At 76.3% G+C, this 26,957-nt stretch carries 1 protein-coding gene; it reads left to right on the top strand.

The genetic code is table 11. From position 1 onward, the window contains the following. The first annotated feature begins 43 nt into the window (after positions 1–43). Positions 44–26,950: a type I polyketide synthase gene (locus MUY22_RS42740; protein ID WP_256475021.1), complete on the top strand. Its 26,907-nt coding sequence runs from the start codon at positions 44–46 to the stop codon at positions 26,948–26,950. The last annotated feature ends 7 nt before the right edge of the window (positions 26,951–26,957 follow it).

Here is a 26,957-nt window from a genome sequence, read left to right as displayed (position 1 = left end):
TTAGCTCGCGGGGTCGGATCGCCGCATCGACGCCGGGAGCAGCATGACGCCCACGCACCGCCCTGCCGCACGCCCGGAACCCGTTGCGGTGGTGGGGATGGCGTGCCGGTTCCCCGGGGCCGACGGCCCGGCGGAGTACTGGGACCTGCTGCGTGACGGCGTGTCCGCGGTCGGGCCCGCGCCCGGCGACCGGCCGGACACCGGCCCGGCGGGCTACCTGCGCGACGTCGACCGCTTCGACGCCGCGCTGTTCGGGGTGTCCCCGCGCGAGGCGCGCGAGATGGATCCGCAGCAGCGGCTGGTGCTGGAACTGGCCTGGGCCGCGCTGGAGGACGCCCGGACCGCGCCGGATTCCTTGCGGGGCAGCGAAACCGGCGTGTTCGTCGGCGTGACCGCGGACGACTACGCGGCGCTGGCCCGCCGTTCCGGCGCGCGGATCGGGCACCACACGATGACCGGGGTGAACCGGGCCATCCTGGCCAACCGCGTCTCCTACGTCCTCGGCCTGTCGGGGCCGAGCATGTCGGTGGACACCGGGCAGTCGTCCGGTCTGGTCGCGGTGCACCTGGCCGGCGCCGCCCTGCGCTCCGGCGAAGCGGACCTGGCGCTGGCCGGCGGGGTCCAGCTGAACCTGGCCGCGGAGAGCACGGCCGCGCTGGCCGAGCTGGGCGCGCTGTCCCCGGACGGCACCTGCTTCACCTTCGACGAACGCGCGAACGGCATCGTCCGCGGCGAGGGCGGCGGCATCGTCGTGCTGAAGACGCTCTCGCGCGCGGTGGCCGACGGTGATCGCGTGTACTGCGTCATCGAGGGCAGCGCGGTCAACAACGACGGCCCGAGCGCGGGGCTGACCGTCCCGAGCGCCGAGGCCCAGGAACGCGTGCTGCGGTCGGCGTGCCGCCGCGCGGCGGTGGACCCGGCCGACGTCCAGTACGTCGAGCTGCACGGCACCGGCACGGCGGTGGGGGACCCGATCGAGGCCGCCGCGCTGGGCGCGGTCTACGGCGCGGCGCGGACGTCGCCGCTGTGGGTCGGCTCCGCGAAGACCAACCTCGGCCACCTCGAAGGCGCGGCGGGCGTCGCCGGGCTGCTCAAGGCGGTACTGGCCGTGACGCACCGGGTCGTGCCGCCGAACCTCAACTTCGGCCGGCCCAACCCGGCCATCCGGTTCGACGAGTGGCGGCTGCGGGTGCCGCGCGGGCTCGAGCCGTGGCCGGACGCCGAGCGCGCGCGGGCGGCGGTGTCGTCGTTCGGCATGGGCGGCACCAACTGCCACGTCGTGCTGGCCGAAGGCCCGGCGGCCCCGGTGGCCGGTGCGCCGCAGGACGGCCCGGTCGCGTGGGTGCTGTCCGGCCAGGGTGACGCCGCGCTGGCCGCCCAGGCGGGGCGGCTCGCCGAGCACGCCGAAGGCACCCGCCACGACGTCGGCTGGTCCCTGGCCGCGACCCGCGCGGCGCTCCCGTCGCGCGCGGTGCTGGTCGGCTCGTCCGCGGCCGAGCTGCTCGGCGGCGCGCGAGCGCTGGCCGGCGGCGGTATCGCCCCCGGGCTGGTCCGCGGCGGCGCCGACCCCGGGATCACGGCGGGCGCGCGCGGCGGCGCGGTGTTCGTGTTCCCCGGCCAGGGTTCCCAGTGGGCCGGGATGGCCGACGAGCTGCTGACGACGTCGCCGGTGTTCGCCGAGTCCCTGCGCGCCTGCGCGGACGCGCTCGCGCCGCACGTCGACTTCTCGCTGCTGGACGTGCTGCGCGAGGGCGAGGACTCGACCGGCATGGCGCGGACCGAGGTCAACCAGCCGGTGCTGTGGGCGGTGATGGTCTCGCTGGCCGCGTTGTGGCGCTCGCTGGGCGTCGAACCGGCGGCGGTCGTCGGGCACTCGCAGGGTGAGATCGCCGCTGCCTGCGTCTCCGGCGCGTTGACATTGGAAGAGGGCGCGCGAGTCATCTCCGTGCGGGCGCAGGTCGCGGCGCGTGAGGTGCCCGCGGGCACCGGCATGGTGTCGGTGCGGCTGCCCGCGGACGTCGTCCGGGAGCGTCTCGGCCGCTGGGACGGCCGGCTGTCGGTGTCGGTCGTCAACGGGCCCGGGTGGGTCCTGGTCGCCGGGGACGACGAGGCGCTGGGCGAGCTGGTCGAGGACTGGGAAGAAGAGGCGCGCGTCCGGCGGATCGCCGCGGACTACGCGTCGCACTCGCCGTGGGTGGCGCCGATGGAGGCCGGGCTGCGCTCCGGCCTGACCGGCCTGCGTCCCGGCCCGGCCGCCGTGCCGTTCTACTCCACGGTGACGGCGGGGCCGGTCGACGGCGACGCGCTCGACGCCGGGTACTGGTACCGCAACCTGCGCGAGACGGTCGACTTCCACGGCGCGACCAGCGCGTTGCTCGCCGCGGGTTTCACGGCGTTCGTCGAGGTCAGCCCGCACCCGATGCTGCTGGGCAGCGTCCGCGAGGCGATCGCCGCCTCGGGCGGCGGCGCGGTCGCGACCGGCACGCTGCGCCGCGGCGAAGGCGGGCTGACGCAGGCCCTGACGTCGCTGGCCGAACTGCACGTCCGCGGCGTCCCGGTCGACTGGTCCCGGCACTTCCCGGGCGCGGCCCGGGTGGACCTGCCGACGTACGCCTTCCAGCGCGAGCGGTTCTGGCTCGGCGACACCGGCCCGGTGGCCGCGCCCGCGGCGGGGCCGGTGGACCTGCACGCGCTGGTGCGCCAGGAAACCGCCGTCGTCCTGGGCGCGCACGACGTCGCGCAGGTGGAACCGTCCGCGTCGTTCAGCGAGCTGGGGTTCGACTCGGCGATGGTGGTGGAACTGGCCGGGCGCCTCGGTTCCGTCACCGCCGCGGCGGTGTTCGACCACCCCACACCCGCGCGGCTCGCGGATTTCCTGGCCGCCGAGGCCAAGCCCGTCTCCGCCGAACCCGAGCCCGCGCCGGATGTTTCCGGTGCCGACCCGATCGCCATCGTCGGCATCGGCTGCCGCTTCCCCGGCGGCATCGACTCGCCGGAGACGTTCTGGTCGGTGCTCACCGACGGCACCGACGCGATCTCGCCCATGCCCGCCGACCGCGGCTGGAGCGCCGACGTGCTGGCCACCGCCCGCGGCGGCGGTTTCCTGCACGACGCGGGCGACTTCGACGCCGCGTTCTTCCGGATCTCCCCGCGCGAAGCGCAGGCCATGGAACCCCAGCAGCGGCTGCTGCTGGAGACCACGTGGGAAGCCCTGGAACGCGCGGCGATCGACCCGACGTCGTTGCGCGAGAGCGCCACCGGCGTGTTCCTCGGCGCGATGGCCCAGGACTACGGCGTCCGGCTGCACGAGAACACCGGCCGCGGCGAGGGGTACGCGCTGACCGGGACGTCGACGAGCGTGCTGTCCGGCCGGATCGCGTACCTGCTCGGCACCCGCGGCCCGGCGCTCACGGTGGACACCGCGTGCTCGTCGTCGCTGGTCGCGCTGCACCTGGCGGCGCAGGCCCTGCGCAGCGGGGAGTGCACCCTGGCCGTGGCGGGCGGCGCGACGGTGATGGCGAACCCGGGCGTGTTCGCGGAGTTCGCGCGGCACGGCGGCCTCTCCCCGGACGGCCGGTGCCGCTCGTTCGCCGATGACGCCGACGGCACGGGCTGGGCCGAGGGCGTCGGCGTCCTGGTCCTGCAACGTCTTTCCGACGCGCGTCGAGTAGGGCGTCCGGTGCTGGCGGTGCTGCGCGGCAGCGCGGTCAACTCCGACGGCGCGTCCAACGGCCTGACCGCCCCGAGCGGCGCGGCGCAGCGCGCGGTGATCCGGCAGGCCCTCGCCGCCGGCGGGCTGTCCCCGGCGGACGTCGACGCGGTCGAGGCGCACGGCACCGGCACGCCGCTGGGCGACCCGATCGAGGCCGAGGCCGTGCTGGCGACCTACGGCCGGGACCGCGGCGGCCGTGCGCCGGTGTGGCTGGGGTCGCTGAAGTCCAACCTCGGGCACACCCAGGCCGCGGCCGGCGTGGCCGGGGTGATCAAGATGATCCTCGCCATGCGGCACGGGGTGCTGCCGCGGACGCTGCACGCGAGCGTCCCGTCGACCCGCGTGGACTGGACGTCCGGCGCGGTGCGGCTGCTCACCGAGGAGGCGCCGTGGCCGGGGGAGGGCCGGCCGCGCCGGGCCGCCGTCTCGGCGTTCGGCATCTCCGGCACCAACGCGCACGTCGTCCTCGAACAAGCACCGCCGGTCTCGGAACTGGTGCCGGTGCCGGAGCCGACGGGGCGGCCCGTGCCGCTGGTCGTGTCCGCGAGGTCGCCCGAGGCGTTGAGCGAGCAGCTGGCCCGGCTGGAGTCCGTTGTGGACGCCGACCCGGGTTCGCTCGCGGTGTCGCTGCTGCGCACCCGCGCGACGTGGGAGCACCGCGCCGTCGTGCTCGGATCCGGGGTCGAGCGGGGGATCGCGGGTCCGTCGGGCGACGTGGCCATGGTGTTCACCGGCCAGGGCGCCCAGCGCGTCGGGATGGGCCGCGAGCTGTACGCGGCCTTCCCGGTGTACGCGGCGGCCTTCGACGAAGTCTGCGCCGAACTGGACCGGCACGGCACCGGGAGGCCCGTCGCGGAGGTCGTGTTCGGGGCCGAAGAACTGCACGAGACGCAGTACGCGCAGGCCGGGCTGTTCGCGCTCGAGGTCGCGCTGGTCCGGCTCCTCGCGTCGTTCGGCGTCCGGCCGTCGGTGGTCGCCGGGCACTCGGTCGGCGAGCTGACCGCCGCGTACGTCGCGGGTGTCTTCTCGTTGCCGGACGCGGCCCGGCTGGTGGCCGCTCGGGGCCGGTTGATGCAGGCGCTGCCGTCCGGTGGGGCGATGGTCGCGGTGGCGGCGTCCGAAATGGACGTCCACAGTGTACTCGGCGACGGCGTCTGGCTGGCGGCGGTGAACGGGCCCGCGTCGGTGGTGCTGTCGGGCGCCGCGGAGCCGGTGGCCGCAGCCGCGGCGACGCTCGCGGAGCGGTGCCACAAGACGACGTCCCTGACCGTCAGCCACGCGTTCCACAGTGGACTGATGGAACCGATGCTCGCCGACTTCGCCGCCATCGCGGCCGAGATCGACTACCGCACGCCGACGCTGCCCGTGGTGACCGGCGCGGACGGCGACCCGGCGTCGGCGGACTACTGGGTCGAGCAGATCCGCCGTCCGGTGCGGTTCGGCGACGCCCTCGCCGAGCTGGGCGCGCGCGGGGTGTCGGCGGTGGTCGAAGCCGGCCCGGACGGCGTGCTGACCGCCATGGCCCAGACCGTCCTCGACGGCGGACCGGTCGCGGTCGCGCCGCTGCGCCGGGACCGGCCCGAGCCGGAGACGCTCCTGACGGCACTCGCGCGGCTGTTCGTGCACGGCGCCGACGTCGACTGGACGCCGGTGCTGCCCGAGCGCGCGGCGCTGGTGCCGCTGCCGACGACGGCGTTCCGCCGTGAGCGGTACTGGCAGGAGTCGCCGCGCGCGGCCGCCGACGTCGCGGCCGTCGGCCAGACGCCCGTCGAGCACCCCGTGCTGGGCGCGCTGGTGACCGACCCGGAGACCGGCCGGGCGCTGCTGACCGGCCGGTACCCGGCGACGCTCCCGGTGCGGCGGGTGGCCGGGACGGCGGTCGTCCCGGCGGCGGCGCTGCTCGAACTCGCGTTGTGGGCCGGACACCGGATCGGCGCGCCGGTGGTGCGCCGGCTGGTGGCCGGGACGCCGCTGACACTGCCCGAGACGGGCGGCGTCCCGGTCCGGGTGGTCGTCGGCGCGGAGGCGGACGGCGAACGCGCGATCACGGTGCACGCCGAGCAGCACGGCACCTGGACCCGCCACGCGACCGGCGTCCTGACGGCGTCCGCGGCTCCCGATCTCGCGGGTTACGCCGTCGACCCGGACCTGCTGGAGGCCGCGCTGCTCGGTGTCGCCGCGTCGGACGACGTGCTGGCGTGGACCGGGGTGACGCGGCACGCGGCGGCTTCCGGCCCGCTGGAGGCCCAGTTCGTCCCGGCCGCCGAGGGCGGGTTCTCGCTGTCCGTGACGGACGCGGACAGCGTGGTGGTGCTGTCCGCGGAGTCGGTGACGCTCGGGCCGGTCGAGCTGCCCGTCACCGTCGCGAGCTGCTTCCACGCGCTGGAGTGGCGCGAAGTGACGGCCGAGCCGGGCCCGGTGTCGCACCGGGTCGTTCACGACATCGACGACCTCGCGGCCGCCGACCGGCCGTCATGGCTGGTGCTGCCGGTCGACGCGACCGGCGCCGATCCCGCCCGGGCCCACGCCGTGGTCAGCCAAGTTTTGGCTCTGCTGCAAGCTTTCCTCGCCGAACCGTCCCGAGTGGACACCCGGTTGCTGGTCCGCGTCGGCGACGAGCCCGTCGCGGCGGCCGTCGGCGGCCTGGTCCGCGCGGCGCAGGCCGAGCACCCGGGCCGCATCGTGCTCGCCCACAGCGACCTCGCCCCGGCGGACCTCCTCGAAGCCGTCGGCGCGCTCGACGAGCCCGAGGTCGCCGTGCGCGACGGGCGCGTCCGGGTACCGCGGCTGACCCGGGTCACGCCGCCGGAGCCGGTGCGGTGGGATCCCGCGGGCACCGTGCTGATCACCGGCGGCACCGGGGTGCTCGGCTCGCTGGTCGCGCGGCACGTCGTGGCGGAACGAGGCGTCCGCAGCGTCGTGCTCGCCTCGCGCCGCGGCCCGGACGCCGACGGGGCGGCCGACCTGGCCGCCGAACTGCGGGCCCACGGCGCCCGCGTCGACGTCGTCGCCTGCGACGTGGCCGACCGCGACCAGGTCCGGGCCCTGCTCGACGGCATCCCCGATCTCACCGCCGTCGTGCACACGGCCGGGGTGCTCGCCGACGGCGTCCTCGCCGCGCAGGACGGGACGCGGCTGGCCGAGGTGTTCCGGCCCAAGGTCGACGCCGCCGTGCACCTCGACGAGCTGACCCGCGACCGGGATCTTGCGGCGTTCGTGCTGTTCTCCTCAGTGTCGGGGGTGTTCGGCGGCGCCGGGCAGGCGAACTACGCCGCGGCCAACGCGTTCCTCGACGCCCTCGCCGTCCGCCGCCGCGCGGCCGGGCGGCCCGCGGTGTCGCTGGCCTGGGGTCCGTGGGCCGGTGACGACGGCATGGCCGCGCGCCTCGGCGCGGCGGACACGGCCCGCCTGGCCCGCGCCGGTCTCCGGCCGCTCGACCCGGCCCTGGGCATGGCGCTGCTGGACGCCGCGCTCGCGGACGAGCGTCCGGTGCTCGTCCCGGTCTCGCTGAAACTCGGCGACCAGATCGCCCCGGTGCTGCGCGAACTCGCCGGCCCCTCGGTGCGCGGCGGCGGCGACGATCTCGCGGCCCGGCTGGCCGGCCTCGATGACGACGCCGGGGTGGCGCTGCTGACCGACCTGGTCCGCGCCGAAGCGGCCACGGTGCTGGGTGGCGGACCCGGCGTCGGCGCGCTGCAGGCGTTCCGGGACGCGGGGTTCGACTCCCTGATGGGCGTGGAACTGCGCAACCGCATCGCCACCCGCACCGGGCTGGCCTTGCCCGCCTCGGTGGTGTTCGACCACCCCAGTCCGGCCGCCCTCGCCGAGCAGCTGCACGCGGACCTGCTCGGCCGCGCCGCGCCCGCCGTGGCCGCCGCAGGTCCGGCGGACGACGACGATCCGGTCGTGATCGTCGGGATGGGCGTCCGGCTTCCGGGCGGGGTCACCACGCCGGAAGCGTTGTGGGACCTCGTTTCCGGCGAGGTCGACGCGATCTCGGAGTTCCCGGCCGACCGCGGCTGGGACGTCGAAGCGCTCTACGACCCGGATCCCGCCGCCGCGGGCAAGTCCTACACCCGGCACGGCGGCTTCCTGCACGACGCCGCGTTGTTCGATCCGGCGTTCTTCGGGATCTCGCCGCGTGAAGCCCTGGCCATGGACCCGCAGCAGCGGCTGCTGCTCCAGACGTCATGGGAGGCCCTGGAGCGCGCGGGCATCGCGCCGACGTCCCTGCGCGGGCAGAACGCGGGGGTGTTCTTCGGGGCCTCGACGCAGCCGTACGGGGTCAGCGCGCGCGACGCCTCCGGCGAGACCGAGGGCTACGTCATGACCGGGTCGTCCGCCAGCGTCCTGTCCGGCCGGGTGTCCTATGTGCTCGGTGCGCGCGGTCCCGCCGTCACCGTCGACACCGCGTGCTCGTCGTCCCTGGTCGCCCTGCACCTGGCCGCGCAGTCGCTGCGGTCGGGGGAGTGTTCGCTCGCGCTGGCGGGCGGGGCGACGGTGCTGGCGACCCCGGACATCTTCGTCGAGTTCTCCCGGCTGCGCGGCCTCGCCGCGGACGGCCGGTGCCGGTCGTTCGCCGACGACGCCCAGGGCACCGGCTGGGCCGAAGGGGTCGGTGTCCTCGTGCTGCAGCGCCGTTCCGACGCCCTGCGCGACGGGCGTGAGGTGCTGGCCGTCGTGCGTGGGACGGCGGTCAACCAGGACGGCGCGTCCAACGGGCTGACCGCGCCGAACGGACCGTCGCAGCAGGCGGTGATCCGGCAGGCACTCGCGAACGCGGGCCTGCGGCCGTCCGATGTGGACGCGGTGGAAGCCCACGGTACGGCGACGACGCTGGGCGATCCGATCGAAGCGCAGGCGCTCCTCGCGACGTACGGCCAGGACCGTTCGGAACCGCTGTGGCTGGGCTCGTTGAAGTCCAACATCGGGCACGCCCAGGCCGCGGCCGGGGTGGCGGGCGTGCTGAAGATGGTCCTGGCCATGCGTCACGGCGTCCTGCCGCGGACGTTGCACGTCGACGCGCCGACGTCCGCAGTGGACTGGACGACCGGTGCGGTCCGGCTGCTCACCGAGGCCCGGCCGTGGGACGTGGCCGACCGGCCGCGGCGGGCCGGGGTCTCGTCGTTCGGGGTGTCCGGGACCAACGCGCACGTCGTGCTGGAACAGGGGCCCGCGCCGGTGCGCCCGGAGCCGTCCGCGGGGCTGGTGCCGCTCGTCGTCACCGGCCGGTCCGCGGCGGGCCTGGCCGGCCAGGCCGCCCGCTTGGCCGAGTCGCTGCCGGCCGACGTCGGCGCGGCCGGCCGTTCCCTGCTGTACTCGCGCGCCCACTGGGAGCACCGCGCCGTGGTGCTGGCCGCGGATCACGAGCAGGCCGTGGCCGGACTGCGTGCGGTGGCCGGTGGTTCGGCCTCGCCCGACGTGCTGCGCGGGATGGCGGACCCCGGACCCGTGGTGTGGGTCTTCCCCGGCCAGGGCGCGCAGTGGGCCGGCATGGGCCGGGAGCTGTGGGCGGCGAACCCGGTGTTCGCCGCCCGGATGGCCGAGTGCGAGGCGGCCCTCGCGTCCCATGTGGACTGGTCACTGTCCGAAGTGGTCCGTGGCGCCGGCGCGCTCGATGCGGTGGACGTCGTGCAGCCCGTGTCGTTCGCGGTGATGGTGTCGCTCGCCGCGGTGTGGGCGTCGCTGGGCCTGCGGCCGGACGCCGTCGTCGGGCACTCGCAGGGCGAGATCGCCGCGGCCTGCGTCGCCGGCGCGCTGTCCCTGGCCGACGCGGCCCGGGTCGTCGCGGTGCGCAGCCGCATCATCGCGCGGCGGCTGGCCGGCCACGGCGGGATGCTGTCCGTCGCACTGGGCGAAGAGCGGATCCGGCTCGCCGAGGGCGTCGAGATCGCGGCGGTGAACTCACCCGACGCGGTCGTGCTGGGCGGGGATCCCGCGGCGCTGGACGAGCTGGCCGAGACCTACCGGGCGCAGGACGTCCGGGTGCGACGGGTGCCGGTGGACTACGCGTCGCACACCGCGCACGTCGCCCGCGCCGAAGCCGAGCTGACCGCTGAACTGTCCGATGTGGACAGTAAGGCGCCCGCGATCCCGTGGTACTCCACAGTGGACAGCGCGTGGACGACCGGTCCGCTCTCCTCGGACTACTGGTACCGCAACCTGCGTGGCACCGTCCGGTTCGCCGACGCCACCCGCGCGCTCGCCGACGCGGGCCACCGCGTGTTCGTCGAGACGAGCTCGCACCCGGTGCTGACGACGAGCGTGCAGGAGACCGTCGCGGACGCCGTGGTGTGCGGCACGCTGCGGCGGGACGAACCCGAGCAGGACCGGCTGCTGCGCTCGGCGGCCGAGCTGTTCGCGCACGGCGTCCCCCTGGACCCGGCGGCGTTGCTGGCACCCGGGCCGGGCGCCGCGGTGCCGACCACGGCGTTCCAGGAGCGGCGTTACTGGCTGACGGCCGAGCGGGGCCCGGACCTGGAGCGGGTGGGGCACCCGCTGCTGACGGCCGCCCTGGACGACCCGGTGACCGGTGGCGTCGCGCTGACCGGCCGCGTCTCGCTGCGGACGCACCCGTGGCTGGCGGACCACGCCGTGTCGGGTGTCGTGGTGGTGCCCGGGACGACGTTCGTGGAGCTGGCGGTGCGGGCCGGTGACCGGCTCGGGGTGCCGGTGGTGCGGGAACTGGTCGTCGAAGCGCCGATGGTGCTGCCGGAGACGGCGCCGGCCGAGCTGCGGGTGACCGTCGGCGCGGCGGACGGCGACACGCGGCCGGTCACCGTGCACTCCCGGGGTGGCGACGGCACCTGGACCCGCCACGCGACGGGCGTCCTGACGGCGGCTTCGACCTCGGCTGCCGCGTCGACCGAGTGGCCGCCCGCGGACGCCGAAGCCGTGGACGTCTCGGCGTTCTACGACCGGCTCGCGGAGCACGGTTACGGCTACGGCCCGGTGTTCCGCGGCCTGACCGCGGCGTGGCGCCGGGGTCCCGTGGTGTTCGCGGAGGTCTCGCTGCCCGACGGCACGGACGTGGCGGGCTACACGCTGCACCCGGCGCTGATGGACGCGGCGCTGCACGCGGCGATGCTGCACACGACCGAGGTGCGGCTGCCGTTCTCGTGGACGCGGGTGGCGATCCACGCGGCGGGAGCGACGGCGGCCCGCGTCACGCTGAGCCCGGCCGAAGGCGGCGTGTCGGCCGAGCTGACGGACGCGACCGGAACGCCGCTGCTGTCCCTGGGCGCCCTGACGACCCGCCCGGTCACCCCGGGCCAGCTGACCACGTCGGCGAGCGACGCGCTGTTCGCGCTCGCGTGGACGGAGCTGTCCCTGGACGCGGGCGAACCCGGCGAGGTGCGGGTCCTCGAGGGCGACGAGCCGTGGCTCGACCCGGAAGCTCGGTGGTTCGTCCTGCCGGTCGACCCCGATCCCGCCGAAGCCGAGACCCGGCGCGTCCGGACCACCGTCGCCCGGGTGCTGCGCGTGCTGCAAGCCGTCCTGACCGGCGCGGACCCGGCCGCGCGCCTCGCCGTCGTCACCTCCGGGGCCGTCGCGGCCGAGCCGGGGGAGAGCGCCGATCCGGTGGCCGCCGCCGTCTGGGGCCTGGTGCGGGCCGCCCAGGCCGAACACCCCGGCCGCTTCCTGCTCGTCGACCGGGACGGCGAGGCCCCCGGCCACGGCGTGCTCGCCGCGCTCGCGGCCCGCGCCGAAACCCAGTGCGCCCTGCGCGGACCGCGCGTCCTCGTCCCGCGGCTCGAGCGGGCCGCCGCCGGGACGAACACCTTCCCGGCCGGCGGCACCGTGCTCGTCACCGGCGGCACCGGGCTGCTCGGCTCGCTCGTCGCGCGCCGGCTCGTCACCGGCCACGGCGTCCACCGCCTCGTCCTGGCGTCCCGGCGCGGTCTCGCCGACGACCTCGCCGCCGAACTGCGGGACCTCGGCGCCGACGTCCGCATTGAAGCCTGCGACGTCGGGGACCGCGACCAGGTCAAGGCCCTGCTCGACGGCATCCCCGGCCTCACCGCCGTCGTCCACGCCGCCGGGGTGCTCGACGACGGCGTCGTCACCGCCCTCGACGGCGGCCGCCTCGAGCCCGTCTTCCGGCCCAAGACCGACGCCGCCGTCCACCTCGACGAGCTGACCCGCGACCGCGACCTGGCCGCCTTCGTGCTGTTCTCCTCCGCCGCCGGTGTCCTGGGCAACGCCGGGCAAGCGAACTACGCCGCCGCCAACGCCTTCCTCGACGGCCTCGCCACCCGCCGCCGGGCCGCCGGCTTGCCCGCCGTCTCGCTCGCCTGGGGACTGTGGACCGAAGCCAGCGGCCTGACCGCCGGCCTCCGGGTCCGCGAAGGCCTCGGCACCGCCCAGGGCCTGGACCTGTTCGACCGCGCGCTCACCTCGGACCGGCCGGTGCTCGTCCCGATCGCCCTCGACCTGCCCGCCCTCCGGCGCCTGCCGGCCGTGCCGCCGCTGTTGCGCGGCCTCGCCGGGCCCGTCCGCCCGCAGGCGCGCGCCGCCCGCGACGGCGGGTTCGCCGACCGGCTCGCCCGGCTGGCCCCCGCCGCCCGCCGCGCCGTGCTCGACGACCTCGTGTGCGCCGAGGCGTCGGCCGTGCTCGGTGGCCTCGACGTCGCCCCGACCCGGGCGTTCCGCGACGCCGGGTTCGACTCGCTCACCGCCGTCGACCTGCGCAACCGGCTGGCCGCCACGACCGGGCTCACCCTGCCCGCGACGCTCGTCTTCGACCACCCGAACCCGGCCGCGCTCGCCGCCCACCTGCACGGAGAGCTGTTCGGGCCGGCGCCGGCCGCCGCCGAGACCGCCGTCGCGTCGGCCGAGCCGATCGCGATCGTCGGCATGGGCCTGCGGCTCCCCGGCGGCGTCGACAGCCCCGAAGCGCTCTGGGACCTGGTGCGCGACGGCGTCGACGCGGTGGCGGGCTTCCCGGCCGACCGCGGCTGGGACCTCGCCGCGCTCTACGACCCCGACCCGGACGCCGCGGGCACGTCGTACACGCGCTCCGGCGGGTTCCTGCACGACGCGGGTGTGTTCGACGCCGGGTTCTTCGGCATCTCGCCCCGCGAGGCCCTCGCCATGGATCCGCAGCAGCGGCTGCTGTTGCAGACGTCGTGGGAGGCCGTCGAACGCGCGGGCATCGCCCCGACGTCCCTGCGCGGACAGCGCGTCGGCGTCTTCACCGGCCTGATGTACCACGACTACGGCGTCGGCGCCCCCGCCGACCCGGAGCTGGAAGGCCTGCGGGGCACGGGATCGGCGGGCAGCGTCGCCGCCGGCCGGGTGTCCTACGTGCTCGGTCTGCAGGGTCCCGCCGTCACGGTGGACACCGCGTGCTCGTCGTCGCTGGTCGCGATCCACCTGGCGGCGCAGGCCCTGCGCGCCGGCGAGTGCTCGATGGCACTGGCCGGCGGCGCGACCGTGCTCTCCAGCCCCGAGGTCTTCGTCGAGTTCTCCCGCCAGCGCGGCCTGTCCGCGGACGGCCGGTGCAAGTCCTTTTCGGACGACGCCGACGGCACCGGCTGGGCCGAAGGTGCCGGCGTGCTCGTGCTGCAACGGCTGTCCGACGCCGTCCGCGACGGCCGGGAGATCCTCGCCGTCGTCAAGGGCAGCGCGGTCAACCAGGACGGCGCCTCCAACGGCCTCACCGCCCCGAACGGCCCGGCCCAGCAGGCGGTGATCCGGCAGGCCCTCGCCGCCGCGAGCCTCGAACCGTCCGAAGTGGACGCCGTGGAGGCGCACGGCACCGGGACGGTCCTGGGTGACCCGATCGAGGCGCAGGCGGTGCTCGCGACCTACGGCCAGGACCGGGAAACGCCGTTGTGGCTGGGTTCGCTGAAGTCCAACATCGGCCACGCGCAGGCCGCGGCCGGTGTCGCGGGCGTGGTGAAGATGGTGCTGGCCATGCGCCACGGCCTCCTGCCGAAGACCTTGCACGCCGGGACGCCGTCGTCCAAAGTGGACTGGAGTGCCGGGGCCGTCCGGCTGCTCACCGAGCCCGCCGAGTGGCCCGCCGGTGACCGGCCGCGCCGCGCGGCCGTGTCGTCCTTCGGCGTCAGCGGCACCAACGCCCACCTCGTCCTGGAGCAGGGCCCCGCGCGCGAACCGGCCGAGCCCCTGCCGGTGACCGGTCCGCTGCCGCTGGTCGTGACCGCGCGCTCGGCGGGCGGGCTCGCGGCGCAAGCGGCGCGGCTCGCCGGGGGAGCCGGCGATCTCGCCGGGACGGCGAACGCGCTGGTGCGGACCCGGGCGATCTGGGAGCACCGCGCCGTCGTCGCGGCGAGCGACCGGGAGACGGCGATCGCGGGCCTCACCGCGTTGGCCGCGGGGAACTCCGCGTCCGGTGTGGTCACCGGCGTCGCCGATCCGGCCGGGCCGGGCAAACTCGTCTGGGTCTTCCCCGGCCAGGGTGCGCAGTGGGCCGGGATGGGCCGCGAGCTGTGGCGCACCGAACCGGTGTTCGCGGCGCGGATGGCGGAGTGCGAAACGGCCCTCGCGCCGTGGGTGGACTGGTCGCTCGCCGACGTCGTGCACGGCGCCGCCGCGCTGGACGCCGTCGACGTCGTGCAGCCGGTGTCGTTCGCGGTGATGGTGTCGCTGGCGGCGTGGTGGGAGTCGGCGGGGCTGCGGCCCGACGCCGTGCTCGGCCACTCGCAGGGCGAGATCGCCGCCGCCTGCGTCGCGGGCGCCCTGACCCTGGCCGACGCCGCGCGCGTGGTCGCGGTGCGCAGCCGCGCGATCGCCACCGGCCTCGCCGGCTCCGGCGGCATGCTCTCGGTCGGCGTCGGCGCGGACCGCGCCCGGGCCGACCTCGCCCGGTGGCCCGGCGTCGAAACCGCCGCCGTCAACTCCCCGCACGCCGTCGTCTTCGCGGGCGAGAGTGGCGCGCTCGACGAGGCCGAGTCGTTCTACCGCGAGCAGGACGTGCAGGTCCGCCGGATCCCGGTGGACTACGCCTCGCACACCGCGCGGGTCGAGGCGATCGAGGCCGAGCTGACCACCGCGCTGGCCGACGTGCGCGCGGGGAAGCCGTCGGTGCCGTGGTTCTCCACAGTGGACCAGAACTGGGTGGAGACGCTCGACCCCGGCTACTGGTACCGCAACCTCCGCGCCACGGTCGGGTTCGCCGACGCGATCCGCACGCTGTCCGGCGACGGCCACCGCGTGTTCCTCGAAACGAGTTCGCACCCGGTGCTCACCACGAGCATCCAGGCCACAGTGGACGATCCGGCGGTGCTAGTGTGCGGCAGCCTGCGCCGCGACCAGCCCGAACGGGAACGGCTGCTGCAGACCGCGGCCGAGCTGTTCACCCGCGGCGTCGACGTCGACTGGACGGCGTTCCTGCCGGAGGCCGAGCCGGTCGCCCTGCCGACCACGGCGTTTCTCGGCGAGCACTACTGGCTGCGGGCCGGACCGGCCACCGCGGACCCGGCCGGCGTCGGGCAGGAAGCCGTCGACCACCCCGTGCTGGGCGCGGCCGTCGAGGACGCCGCGTCCGGCGGGATCGTGTTCACCGGCCGGATCTCCCGCGACACCCACCCGTGGCTGAGCGACCACGCCGTGTCCGGGACCGTCCTGGTACCGGGCGCGGCGCTGGTCGAACTCGCCGTCCGCGCCGGGGACCGGGCGGGCACGCCGGTGCTGCGGGAACTCGTCGTCGAGACGCCCCTGCTCCTGCCGGAAGCCGGGGTCGTCCCGGTGCAGGTCGTGGTGGGCGCACCCGACGGCGACGACCGGTCCGTGAGCCTCCACTCCCGTGTGGACGGTGGCTGGGTCCGGCACGCCGAAGGCCTCCTGACCGCCGACGACCTGACGAAGTCCACTGTGGACTTGTCGACCTGGCCGCCGCCGGGTGCAGTGGAAACCGACCTCGCCGGGTTCTACGACGTCCTGGCCGCCCGCGGGTACGAGTACGGCCCGGCGTTCCAGGGCATCACCCGCGTGTGGCGGCGCGACGAGGACCTGTTCGCCGAGGTCACGCTGCCCGGCGGCGTCGACGCGACGGGCTTCACCATCCACCCGGCGCTGGTCGACGCCGCCCTGCACCCGCTGATCCCGGCCGCGGGCGACGGCGTCGAGCTGCCCTTCGCGTGGACCGGCGTCACGCTGCACGCGACCGGTGCGACCGCGGCCCGGGTGCGCCTGCGTCCGGCCCCCGGCGGCACCGCGGTCGAGCTGGCCGACGAGACCGGCGCGCCCGTGCTGTCGGTCGCCGCGCTGGCGACCCGGCCCGTCCGCCCGGACCAGCTCGCCGCGGCGGGAACCGGCGGGGATGCGCTGTTCGCCGTCGAGTGGACCGAGCTGCCGCCGGGCACCGACGTCGACCCGGGCGACGCCGAAGTCCTGCACGTGGACACCGGCGACCTCCACACCGTGGTCGCCGGAGTGCTGCGCCGGGTCCAGGAGTTCGTCGCCGGACCGGGGACGCGGCTCGTCGTGCACACCCACCACGCCGTGTCGACCGGCCACCCCGAGCCCGTCGACCCGGTGGCCGCCGCGGTGTGGGGACTCGTGCGGTCCGCGCAGACCGAACACCCGGACCGGCTCCTGCTCGTCGACGGCGAGCTGCCGGCCGGTCTCCCGGGGACGCTCGCCGCCCGCGGCGAGGACCAGTGCGCCGTCCGCGACGGGCGCGTCCTCGTCCCGCGGCTCGTCCGGCCCGCTCAAGACGGACTGTCCCTTCCGGACGGTGCCGCGCCGTGGATCCTGCGGTCCGGCGACACGTTCGACGACCTCACGCTGGAACCGTCCGAAATGGACCCGCTGGAGCCGGGCCAGGTCCGGGTGGCGGTCCGCGCGGCCGGGATCAACTTCCGTGACGTGCTCGCCGGGCTCGGCGTGCGGCTGAGTCTCCAGAGCGTCGCCGGCGAAGGCGCCGGGGTCGTCGTCGAGGTCGGTCCCGGTGTCACCGGGTTCGCGGTGGGCGACCGGGTCCTCGGGCTGGTCACCCGCGCGTTCCAGCAGGTCGTGGCGGCGGACGCGCGCACACTGGCGCCGATGCCGGACGGCTGGTCGTTCGAGCAGGCGGCGTCGATCCCGGTCGTGTTCCTCACGGCGTTCTACGGCCTCGCCGATCTGGCGAGCCTCCGTCCGGGCGAGAAGGTGCTGGTGCACGCGGCCGCGGGCGGCGTCGGCCTGGCCGCGGTGCAGCTGGCGCGGCACCTCGGCGCCGAGGTCTACGCGACGGCGAGCCCCGGCAAACACGGCGTGCTGCGGGAGCTGGGCATCCCGGACGACCACATCGCGAACTCGCGGACCCTGGAGTTCGCCGAGACGTTCGGCCCGGTCGACGTCGTCCTGAACTCTCTGGCCGGGGAGTTCGTCGATGCCTCGCTGGGACTGCTCGCCGAGGGCGGCCGGTTCCTCGAGATGGGCAAGACCGACATCCGCACCGGAATCGCGGGCTACCAGGCCTACGACCTCCACGAAGCCGGTCCGGACCGCATCGGTGAGCTGCTCCGCGAAGTCCTCGGCCTGTTCGCCTCCGGGGCGCTGCGGCCGATCCCGGTCACGCCGTGGGACGTCCGGCAGGCGCCGGCGGCGTTCCGGTTCATGGCCCAGGGCAAGCACATCGGCAAGAACGTCCTCACCACCCCCCGCTCGCTCGACCCGGCGGGCACGGTGCTGATCACCGGCGGCACCGGCCGGCTGGGCGCGCTGGTGGCGCGGCACCTCGTCGCCGGCCACGGCGTCCGCGACCTGCTGCTGGTGTCCCGGCGCGGCCCGGACGCCGACGGCGCGGCCGAACTGGCCGGCGAGCTGCGGGCGGCCGGCGCGCGGACGCGGATCGTGGCCTGCGACGTCGGCGACCGGGAGCAGCTGCGCGCGCTGCTCGACGGCGTCGCGCTGACCGCGGTCGTCCACGCGGCCGGGGCCCTGGCCGACAGCGTCCTCGCCGCCCAGGACGAAGCCGGGCTGGCCACGGTGTTCCGGCCCAAGGCCGACGCCGCCGCCCACCTCGACGAGCTGACCCGCGGCCACGACCTGGCCGCGTTCGTGCTGTTCTCCTCGGCCGCGGGCGTGCTCGGCGGCGCCGGGCAGGCCGGCTACTCGGCGGCCAACGCGTTTCTCGACGGCCTCGCCGCGAGTCGCCGGGCCGCCGGCCTGCCCGCTGTGTCGCTGGCCTGGGGCCTGTGGGCCGACGCGAGCGGGCTGACCGCGCACCTCGGCGCGGCCGACACGACGCGGATGGCCCGCACCGGCGTCGGCGCGCTGACCGCCGACCAGGGGCTGCGCCTGCTCGACGCGGCTCTCGCCTCCCCGCGCCCCGCGACGGTCCCGATGGTCCTGGACCACGCCGCGCTCCGCGACCGGGCGCGCACCACGACCGTGCCGCCGCTGCTGCGGGAGCTGGCCGGCCGGGGCCGCCGCACCGCGCGGACCACCGTCCGCGCCGGGACGTGGACCGCCCGCCTGAGCCGGCTGGACGGCCCGGCCCGGCTGGCCGCGCTGACCGACCTGGTCACCGGCGAAGCGGCCGTTGTCCTCGGTGGCGGGGTCGCCGTGGCGGGCGGCCGCGCCTTCCGCGACGTCGGCTTCGACTCGCTGACGGCGGTCGAGCTGCGCAACCGGATCACCGCGGCCACCGGCGTCACCCTGCCGGCGACGGCCGTGTTCGACCACCCGACCCCGGCTGAGCTGGCCGCCCACCTGCGCGACGCTCTCCTCGGCGCCGAGGCCGCCCCGGCACCCGCGGCGTCGGTGACCACCGACGAGCCGATCGCCATCGTCGGCATCGGCGTCCGGCTCCCGGGCGGAGTGGACAGTCCCGAATCGTTGTGGGATCTGGTTTCCGACGGCGTCGACGCCATCTCGCCGTTCCCCGGCGACCGGGGCTGGGACGTCGGCACGGGCGCGTCCTACGCCCGCGCCGGCGGCTTCCTGCACGACGCCGGCCAGTTCGATCCCGCCTTCTTCGGCATCTCACCGCGTGAAGCCCTGGCCATGGACCCGCAGCAGCGCCTCGTCCTGCGGACCGCCTGGGAAGCCCTCGAACGGGCGGGCATCGCGCCGACGTCCGTGCGGGGCGACGACGTCGGGGTGTTCCTCGGGGCCATGGCGCAGGACTACGGCACGCGGGTGCACGAGGCACCGGCCGAGACCGCGGGGTTCGCGCTCACCGGCTCGTCCTCGAGTGTGCTGTCGGGCCGGGTGTCCTATGTGCTCGGTGCGCGCGGCCCGGCGGTCACCGTCGACACGGCGTGCTCGTCGTCGCTGGTGGCGATCCACCTCGCGGCGCAGTCGCTGCGGTCGGGTGAGTGTTCGACTGCGCTCGCCGGCGGGGTCACGGTGATGGCGACCCCGGCCGCGTTCGTGGAGTTCGCCCGCCAGGGCGGCCTCTCCACCGACGGCCGGTGCCGGTCGTTCGCCGACGACGCGGACGGCACGGGCTGGGCCGAAGGTGTCGGTGTGCTTGCCCTGCAACGGCTTTCCGACGCGATCCGCGACGGCCGAGAGGTGCTGGCCGTGGTGCGCGGCACCGCGGTCAACCAGGACGGCGCGTCGAACGGCCTGACCGCCCCGAACGGCCCGGCGCAGCAGACGGTGATCCGGCGGGCGCTGGCCAACGCCGGGGTGACACCGTCCGAAGTGGACGCCGTCGAGGCGCACGGCACCGGCACGACGCTCGGCGATCCGATCGAAGTCCAGGCGCTCCAAGCCGTCTACGGGACCGAACGCGATCCGGACCGGCCGTTGCTGCTGGGGTCGCTGAAGTCCAACATCGGGCACGCGCAGGCCGCGGCGGGCGTCGCCGGGGTGATCAAGATGGTCCTGGCCCTGCGGCACGGTGAGCTGCCGCGCACCCTGCACGCCGGCACGCCGTCGTCCAAAGTGGACTGGTCGGCCGGCACGATCCGGCTGCTGGCCGAACCGCACGCCTGGCCGGCCGGTGACCGCCCGCGGCGCGCCGGCGTGTCGTCGTTCGGCGTGTCCGGCACCAACGCGCACCTCGTGCTCGAACAGGCCCCGGCGGCCGTCGACCGGGAGCCGGCGCCGGACGTCGCCGTCCCGCTGATCGTCTCGGCCCGCTCGGCTGAGGGACTGACGGCGCAGGCCGGTCGCCTCGCGTCCGCCCTGGCCGGCGGCGCGGGCTTGCCGGAGGTGGCCTGGTCGCTGGTGCGATCCCGGGCGGTCTGGGAACACCGGGCCGTGGTGACGGGCGGCAACCGCGACGACGTGATCGCGGCGTTGCGGGCCGTGGACAGCCGCGGCCCGGCCGACCCGGCGAGCGGCGTGGCGTTCGTGTTCGCCGGCCAGGGATCGCAGCGGCCGGGCATGGGCGCCGAGCTGTACGCGCAGTTCCCGGTGTACGCGGAGGCGTTCGACGCGGTGTGCGCGGAGCTGGACCGGTGGCTGGCCGGGCACGTCGACCTGCCGGTGCGCGACGCGCTGGCGTCGGACCTCGTGCACGAGACGGTGTACGCGCAGGCGGGGCTGTTCGCGGTCGAGGTCGCGATGGCCCGGCTGCTGGAGTCGTTAGGGGTCCGCCCGAAGGTGGTGGCGGGGCACTCGCTGGGCGAGCTGTCGGCGGCGCACGTGGCGGGCGTGTTCACGCTGCCGGACGCGGCTCGGCTGGTGGCCGCGCGCGGCCGGTTGATGCAGGCGTTGGCGCCGGGCGGGGCGATGCTGGCGGTGTCGGCGTCCGAAGCGGATGTCGAGCCCTTGCTCGGCGACGGCGTCTGGCTGGCCGCGGTGAACGGGCCCGCGTCGGTCGTGCTGTCGGGCGCGCAGGGGGCGCTCGACGCGGCGGCCGGGGAACTGGCGGCCCGCGGGTTCGAGACGTCGGAGCTGCCGGTGGGCCACGCGTTCCACAGTGGACTGATGGCGCCGGTGCTCGCGGACTTCGCGGCGGAACTCGCGGAGGTGGAGTTCCACGAGCCGGTGCTGCCGCTGATCTCGACGGTGACCGGGGAGCAGGCCGACGTCGGCACGGCCGAGTACTGGGTGGACCAGATCCGCCGTCCGGTGCGCTTCGCGGCGGCGGCCGAGACCCTCCTGGCGCACGCGCCGGGCACCGTGGTGGAACTCGGCCCGGGCGGCGTCCTGACGGCGGTGATCCGGTCGCTGCCCGTGCCGTCGCCGGCCGACGTCGTCGCGCTCACCCGCCGCGACCGGCCGGAACGCGCCACTCTCACGGCCGCGCTGGCCGCTCTCTTCACCCGCGGCGCCGACGTCGACTGGACGCCGCTCTTCCCGCCCGCCACCCGGCACGTGGTTCCGCTGCCCACCACCGCGTTCCAGGAGCAGCACTTCTGGCTGCGGCCCGGCCCGGCGATCGCCGACCCCGGCGACGCCGCGTTCTGGCGAGCGGTCGAGCGGGAGGACCTGACCGCGCTCGGCGACGTGCTCCCCGCCGCGGCCCCGGAGTCGCTCGCCGGCGTCCTGCCGGACCTCGCGCAGTGGCGTCGGAAGCAGCAGGCGGAAGCCGCCGTCGACGACTGGCGCTACCAGGTCACCTGGCAGCGGCTGCCGCAGTCCGAGGTGCCCCTCACCGGTCACTGGCGGGTCCTGGGCGACGACGGCACCTTCACCGCCGCCCTGCGCGACCGCGGCGTAGTCGCCGAGCCCGCCGACCACGTCCTCCTGCTCTCCGACGGCCGCGCCGGCACCCTGCTTCCGCAGGTGCAGGACCTCCTGGCCACGACGTCCGCCCGGCTGTGGGTCGCCACCCGCGGCGCGGTCGGCGTCGGCGGCGGGGACGTGCCCGCCGATCCGCGCGCCGCCCAGGCGTGGGGGCTCGGCCGGACCGTCGCGCTGGAGCACCCCGGCCGCTGGGGCGGCCTGCTCGACCTGCCCGCCGTCCTCGACGACACCGCCGTCCGCCGCGTGCTCGACGTCCTCGCCGGCGACGAGGACCAGGTCGCGATCCGGCCGTCCGGGGTCTTCGGCCGCCGGCTCGTCCGGGCCGGGACCCCCGCGGGCGGTCCGGAGTGGACACCGCGCGGCACCGTCCTGATCACCGGCGGCACCGGCGGCCTCGCCGCGCACCTGGCCCGCGACCTCGCGGCGCGCGGCGCCGAGCGCGTCGTCCTGGTGAGCCGCCAGGGCCCGGCCGCCCCACTGGCCCGCACCGGTGAGTTCGACGTCGTCGCGGCGGACGTCACCGACCGCGACGCGCTGGCCGCCGTCCTGGCCGAGTACCCGCCGGACGCCGTCGTCCACGCCGCCGGGGTGTCCGGTGGCGCCGTCGCGGTCACGGACGCCGACCCGGCGGGCTTCGAACGGGTCCTCGCGGCGAAGGCGGAAGGCGCGCTGCTACTCGACGAGCTGCTGGGCGACCGCCCGCTGGACGCCTTCGTGCTGTTCTCCTCGGTCGCCGCGACCTGGGGCGCCGCCGGTCAGGCCGCCTACGCGGCGGCCAACAGCACCCTGGACGCCCTCGCCGAGACCCGCCGGGCCCGCGGCCGCACCGCGGTCTCGATCGCCTGGGGTCCCTGGGACAGCGCCGGCATGAGCACCGAGGACGGCGCCCGCGCCCGGCTGGCCCGCGGGGCCGTCGCGCCGATGGCCCCGGCGCCGGCCCTGACGGCGTTGCGCGCGGTACTGCGGACGGGCGCGCCGACGGCGGTCGTGGCGTCGGTCGACTGGCCGCGGTTCGCCCCGGTCTTCACCGCGGCCCGCCCGAGCCCCCTCCTCACCGCCTTCGCCGAGCCGGCGCCGGTCACCGGCCCCGCCCGGCTCACCGGCACCGACCTGGCCACCTTGACCGACCTGGTCCGCACCGAGGCACGCGCGGTGCTCGGCGGGGCCGGCGTCGCGGCCCGGCAGGCGTTCCGCGACGCCGGGTTCGACTCGCTGACCGCCGTCGAACTGCGTGACGTCCTCGCCGCCCGCACCGGCCTCGCGCTGCCCGCGACGACCGTCTTCGACCACCCCGACCCCACGGAGCTGGCGGCCCACCTGCACGGCGAGCTGACCGGCGCGACGGCGGACGCGCCGGTGCTCGCGACCACCGCGGCGAGCGGCGACCCGATCGTCGTCGTCGGCATCGGGCTGCGCCTTCCGGGCGCGGTGGACAGTCCGGAAGCGTTGTGGGACCTGGTTTCCGGCGGGGTCGACGCGATCTCGCCCTTCCCGGCCGACCGCGGCTGGAGCCCGGGCGGCGCCGGCGGGTTCGTGCACGACGCGGGCCTGTTCGACCCGGAGTTCTTCGGGATCTCGCCCCGTGAAGCCCTGGCCATGGACCCGCAGCAGCGCCTCGTCCTGCGGACGTCGTGGGAAGCCCTCGAACGGTCCGGCATCGCGCCGACGTCACTGCGCGGCGAGCCCGTCGGAGTCTTCGTCGGGGCGTCGGCCCAGCAGTACGGCCCCGGCACGGACACCGACGGCTTCGGCCTGACCGGCTCGTCGGCGAGCGTGCTGTCGGGGCGGGTGTCCTACGTGCTCGGTGCGCGGGGACCGGCGGTCACCGTCGACACGGCGTGTTCGTCGTCGCTGGTCGCGATCCACCTGGCCGCGCAGTCGTTGCGGACGGGGGAGTGCTCGCTGGCGCTGGCCGGCGGGGTCACGGTGATGGCGACGCCGGCCGCGTTCACCGAGTTCGCCCGGCAGGGCGGTCTCGCCGCCGACGGCCGGTGCAAGTCCTTCGCCGACGACGCTGACGGGACGTCCTGGGCCGAAGGCGCGGGAGTCGTGGTGCTGCAACGGTTGTCCGACGCGGTCCGCGACGGCCGTGAGGTGCTGGCGGTCGTGCGGGGCACGGCGGTCAACCAGGACGGTGCGTCGAACGGGCTCACCGCGCCGAGTGGTCCCGCGCAGCAGGCGGTGATCCGGCAGGCGCTGGCCAACGCCGGCGTGACACCGTCCGAAGTGGACGTCGTCGAAGCGCACGGCACCGGCACGACGCTGGGTGATCCGATCGAGGCGCAGGCGTTGCTGGCGACGTACGGCCAGGACCGGGACACGCCGCTGTGGCTGGGGTCCCTGAAGTCCAACATCGGGCACACCCAGGCCGCGGCGGGCGTCGCGGGGGTCGTCAAGATGATCATGGCGATGCGCCACGGCGAGCTGCCGAAGTCCCTGCACGCGGGCGAGCCGTCGTCCCGGGTGGACTGGACGGCGGGGAACGTGCGGGTGCTGACCGCGGCCGAACCGTGGCCGCGGCCGGGCCGCCCGCGCCGCGCGGGTGTGTCGTCGTTCGGGGTGAGCGGCACCAACGCCCACCTCGTGCTGGAAGAGCCCCCGGTGACCGAGGCGGCCGCGCCGGAGGAGGCCCCGGGTGTGGTCCCGGTCGTCGTGTCGGCCCGCTCGGCCGCCGGACTGACCGCGCAGGCCGAGCGCGTGGCGTCCTACTTGGACGGTCAGGAAAACCTGACGGCACCCGCGTGGTCGCTGCTGCGGTCCCGGGCGGTGTGGGAGCACCGCGCCGTCGTCCTCGCCGGCGACCGCGGACAGGCGGTCGACGGCTTGCGGCGCGGACCTGTGCGCGGTGAGGCCGACCCGGCGCGCGACGGCGTCGCGTTCGTCTTCACCGGCCAGGGCGCGCAGCGGCCCGGGATGGGGCAAGAGCTGTACGAGGCGTTCCCCGCGTACGCGGATGCGTTCGACGAGGTGTGCGCGGAGTTCGACCGGTACCTCGACAAGCCGTTGCGCGAGGCGATCGCGTCGGATCTGGTGCACGAGACGGTGTACACACAGGCGGGGTTGTTCGCGGTCGAGGTCGCGATGGTCCGGTTGCTGGAGTCGTTCGGGGTGCGGCCGAAGGTCGTCGCGGGCCACTCCCTCGGTGAGATCACCGCGGCGTACGTCGCGGGCGTGTTCTCGCTGCCGGACGCCGTGATGCTGGTCGCGCACCGCGGCCGGCTGATGCAGGAGCTGCCGCCCGGCGGGGCGATGGTCGCGGTCGAAGCGTCCGAAGTGGACGTTTGCTCCGTACTGGGCGACGGCGTCTGGCTCGCCGCCGTCAACGGGCCGCGCTCGGTCGTGCTGTCCGGCGACGCGGCCGCGGTGCACGCCGCCGCGGCGTCCCTGCCGGGCAAGACGACCCCGCTGCCGGTGAGCCACGCGTTCCACTCGGGACTGGTGGAGCCGATGCTGGCCGAGTTCGCGCAGGTGACGGGCCGCGTCGAGTACTACGAGCCCGCGGTGCCGGTGATCGCCGGCGACGTGACGTCCGCGCGGTACTGGGTCGACCAGGTCCGCAGTCCCGTCCGGTTCGCCGACGCGCTCGACGCGATCGGCGGCCACGCGGTGACGGCCGTGCTGGAGGTCGGGCCGGACGGCGTGCTGACCGCGATGGCGCCCGAAACGCTCACCGCCGTCGCGCTGACCCGGCGCGACCGGCCGGAACCCGCCACCGCCCTCGCCGCGCTGGCCGCGTTGTTCGTGCACGGCGCCGACGTCGACTGGACCCCGCTGTTCCCGCCCGCCACCCGGCGGATCGTGCCCGTGCCGACGACGGCGTTCCAGGAGAAGCGCTACTGGCTGGAGCCGGAGCCGGCCCCGACCCGCAGTCCCGGCTCCTTGCGTTACCGCGTCGAGTGGGAAGCGTTGCCGGACAACGGAACGCGGATCGCGGGCCGCCGCTGGCTGGTGGCCGCCCCCGGCGACGACCTTGGCGTGGCCGGCGCGCTGCGGGCGCGGGGCGCGGACGTCGTCACGATCCCGTGGAGCACCGACCGGGAGGCGACGACCCGGCTCGTCGACGACGCCGGCCCCCTTGACGGCCTGATCCTGGTCACCGGCACCGCCGACGCCGTCACCGCGCTGCCCGGGCTGCAGGCGGCCCTCGCCGCGGCGGTCCCGGCCCCGGTCTGGGTGGTCACCGAGCAAGCCACGGTCAACCCGGACGCGGCCCAGGTCCAGGCCCTCGGCCGGACCGCCGCACTGGAACACCCGAGCCGCTGGGGCGGGCTCGTGGACCTGTCCGGTCCCGACGCGGTCGACCGGTTGCCGGGGGTGCTGGACGGGACCGAGGACCAGGTGGCCGTGCGCGCGGACGGCGTCTTCGGCCGGCGCCTGGTGCCCGATGACGCGCCGGCGGCCGGGGACGGCTGGACCCCGCGCGGAACGGTGCTGGTCACCGGCGGTGGCGGCGCGCTTGCCCCGCACCTCACCCGCTGGCTCGCCGACGCCGGCGCCGACCACGTCGTGCTGATCGGCCGCCGTGGCGGCGAGCCGGCGGACCTGCCGGGGTGCCGGGTGACGGCGGTGGCGTGCGACGTCACCGACCGGGCCGCGCTCGCCCGGGTGCTGGCCGAGTACCCGCCCGACGCCGTGCTGCACGCCGCCGGGGTTCCGGGCGGCCCGGCCGGGATCGACGACCTGACCCCGGCAAGTCTGGCCGACGCGGTCGCCGCCAAGGTGACCGGCGCCGTCCACCTCGACGACCTCCTGGCCGACCGGCCGCTGGACGCGTTCGTGCTGTTCTCCGCCACCGCCGGGATCTGGGGCGCCGCCCGGCGCGGCGCGTACGCCGCGGCGGCCGGGTTCCTCGACGCGCTCGCCGAGCGCCGCCACGCCCAGGGCCGCCCGGCCCTGTCGGTCGCCTGGGGCACCTGGGCCACCGAGGCCCTGACCGGCGACACCCGGCGGCAGCTCGAGCGCCAGGGATTGTCCACTATGGAGCCCGGCGACGCGCTGACGGAGCTGAGTGCGGCGCTGCGGACCAGACGGCCCGCCGCCGTCGTCACCGCGATGGACTGGGCCCGGTTCGGGTCGCTGTTCACCGCGTCCCGGCCGAGCCCGCTGCTTTCCGGCCTGACCGGCACGGGCGCCGACGAGTCCACAGTGGACGACTCGGCGTCGCAAGCGCTGCGGGAGCGGTTGCGACCCCTGGATCCGGCGGCCCGGCGCACGGCGCTCACCGAGCTGGTCCGGGCCGAGGCCGCCGCGGTGCTGGGCACCGATCCGGGCCCGGCGAAGCCGTTCCGCGACGCCGGGTTCGACTCGCTGACCGCGGTCGAACTGCGCCGGCGCCTGACCACGGCGACCGGCGTGGCCCTGCCCGCGACCGTCGTGTTCGACCACCCCACCGCGCGGGCCCTCGCCGAGCGGCTCGACGAGCTGCTGGCCGCCCCGGCCGGCGACCTCCTGGCCACCCTGGACGCGGTGCTGGACGCGCTCGACCCGGCCGCGCTCGACGACCGGATCACCGCGAAGCTGCGCCGGCTCCTGGAACCGGTGCCCGTGCCGGCCCCGCAGCCACCGGCGGCGAACGACCTGGACGCCGTGACCGCCGACGGCCTGTTCGACTTCCTCGACCGCGAACTCGGCCCGTCGTGACCCCGGC

It is taken from the genome of Amycolatopsis sp. WQ 127309 (assembly GCF_023023025.1).
Lineage (GTDB): Bacteria > Actinomycetota > Actinomycetes > Mycobacteriales > Pseudonocardiaceae > Amycolatopsis.
Note: the sequence above shows the minus strand (reverse complement) of the source record. Positions and strands in the feature narration are given on the sequence as shown.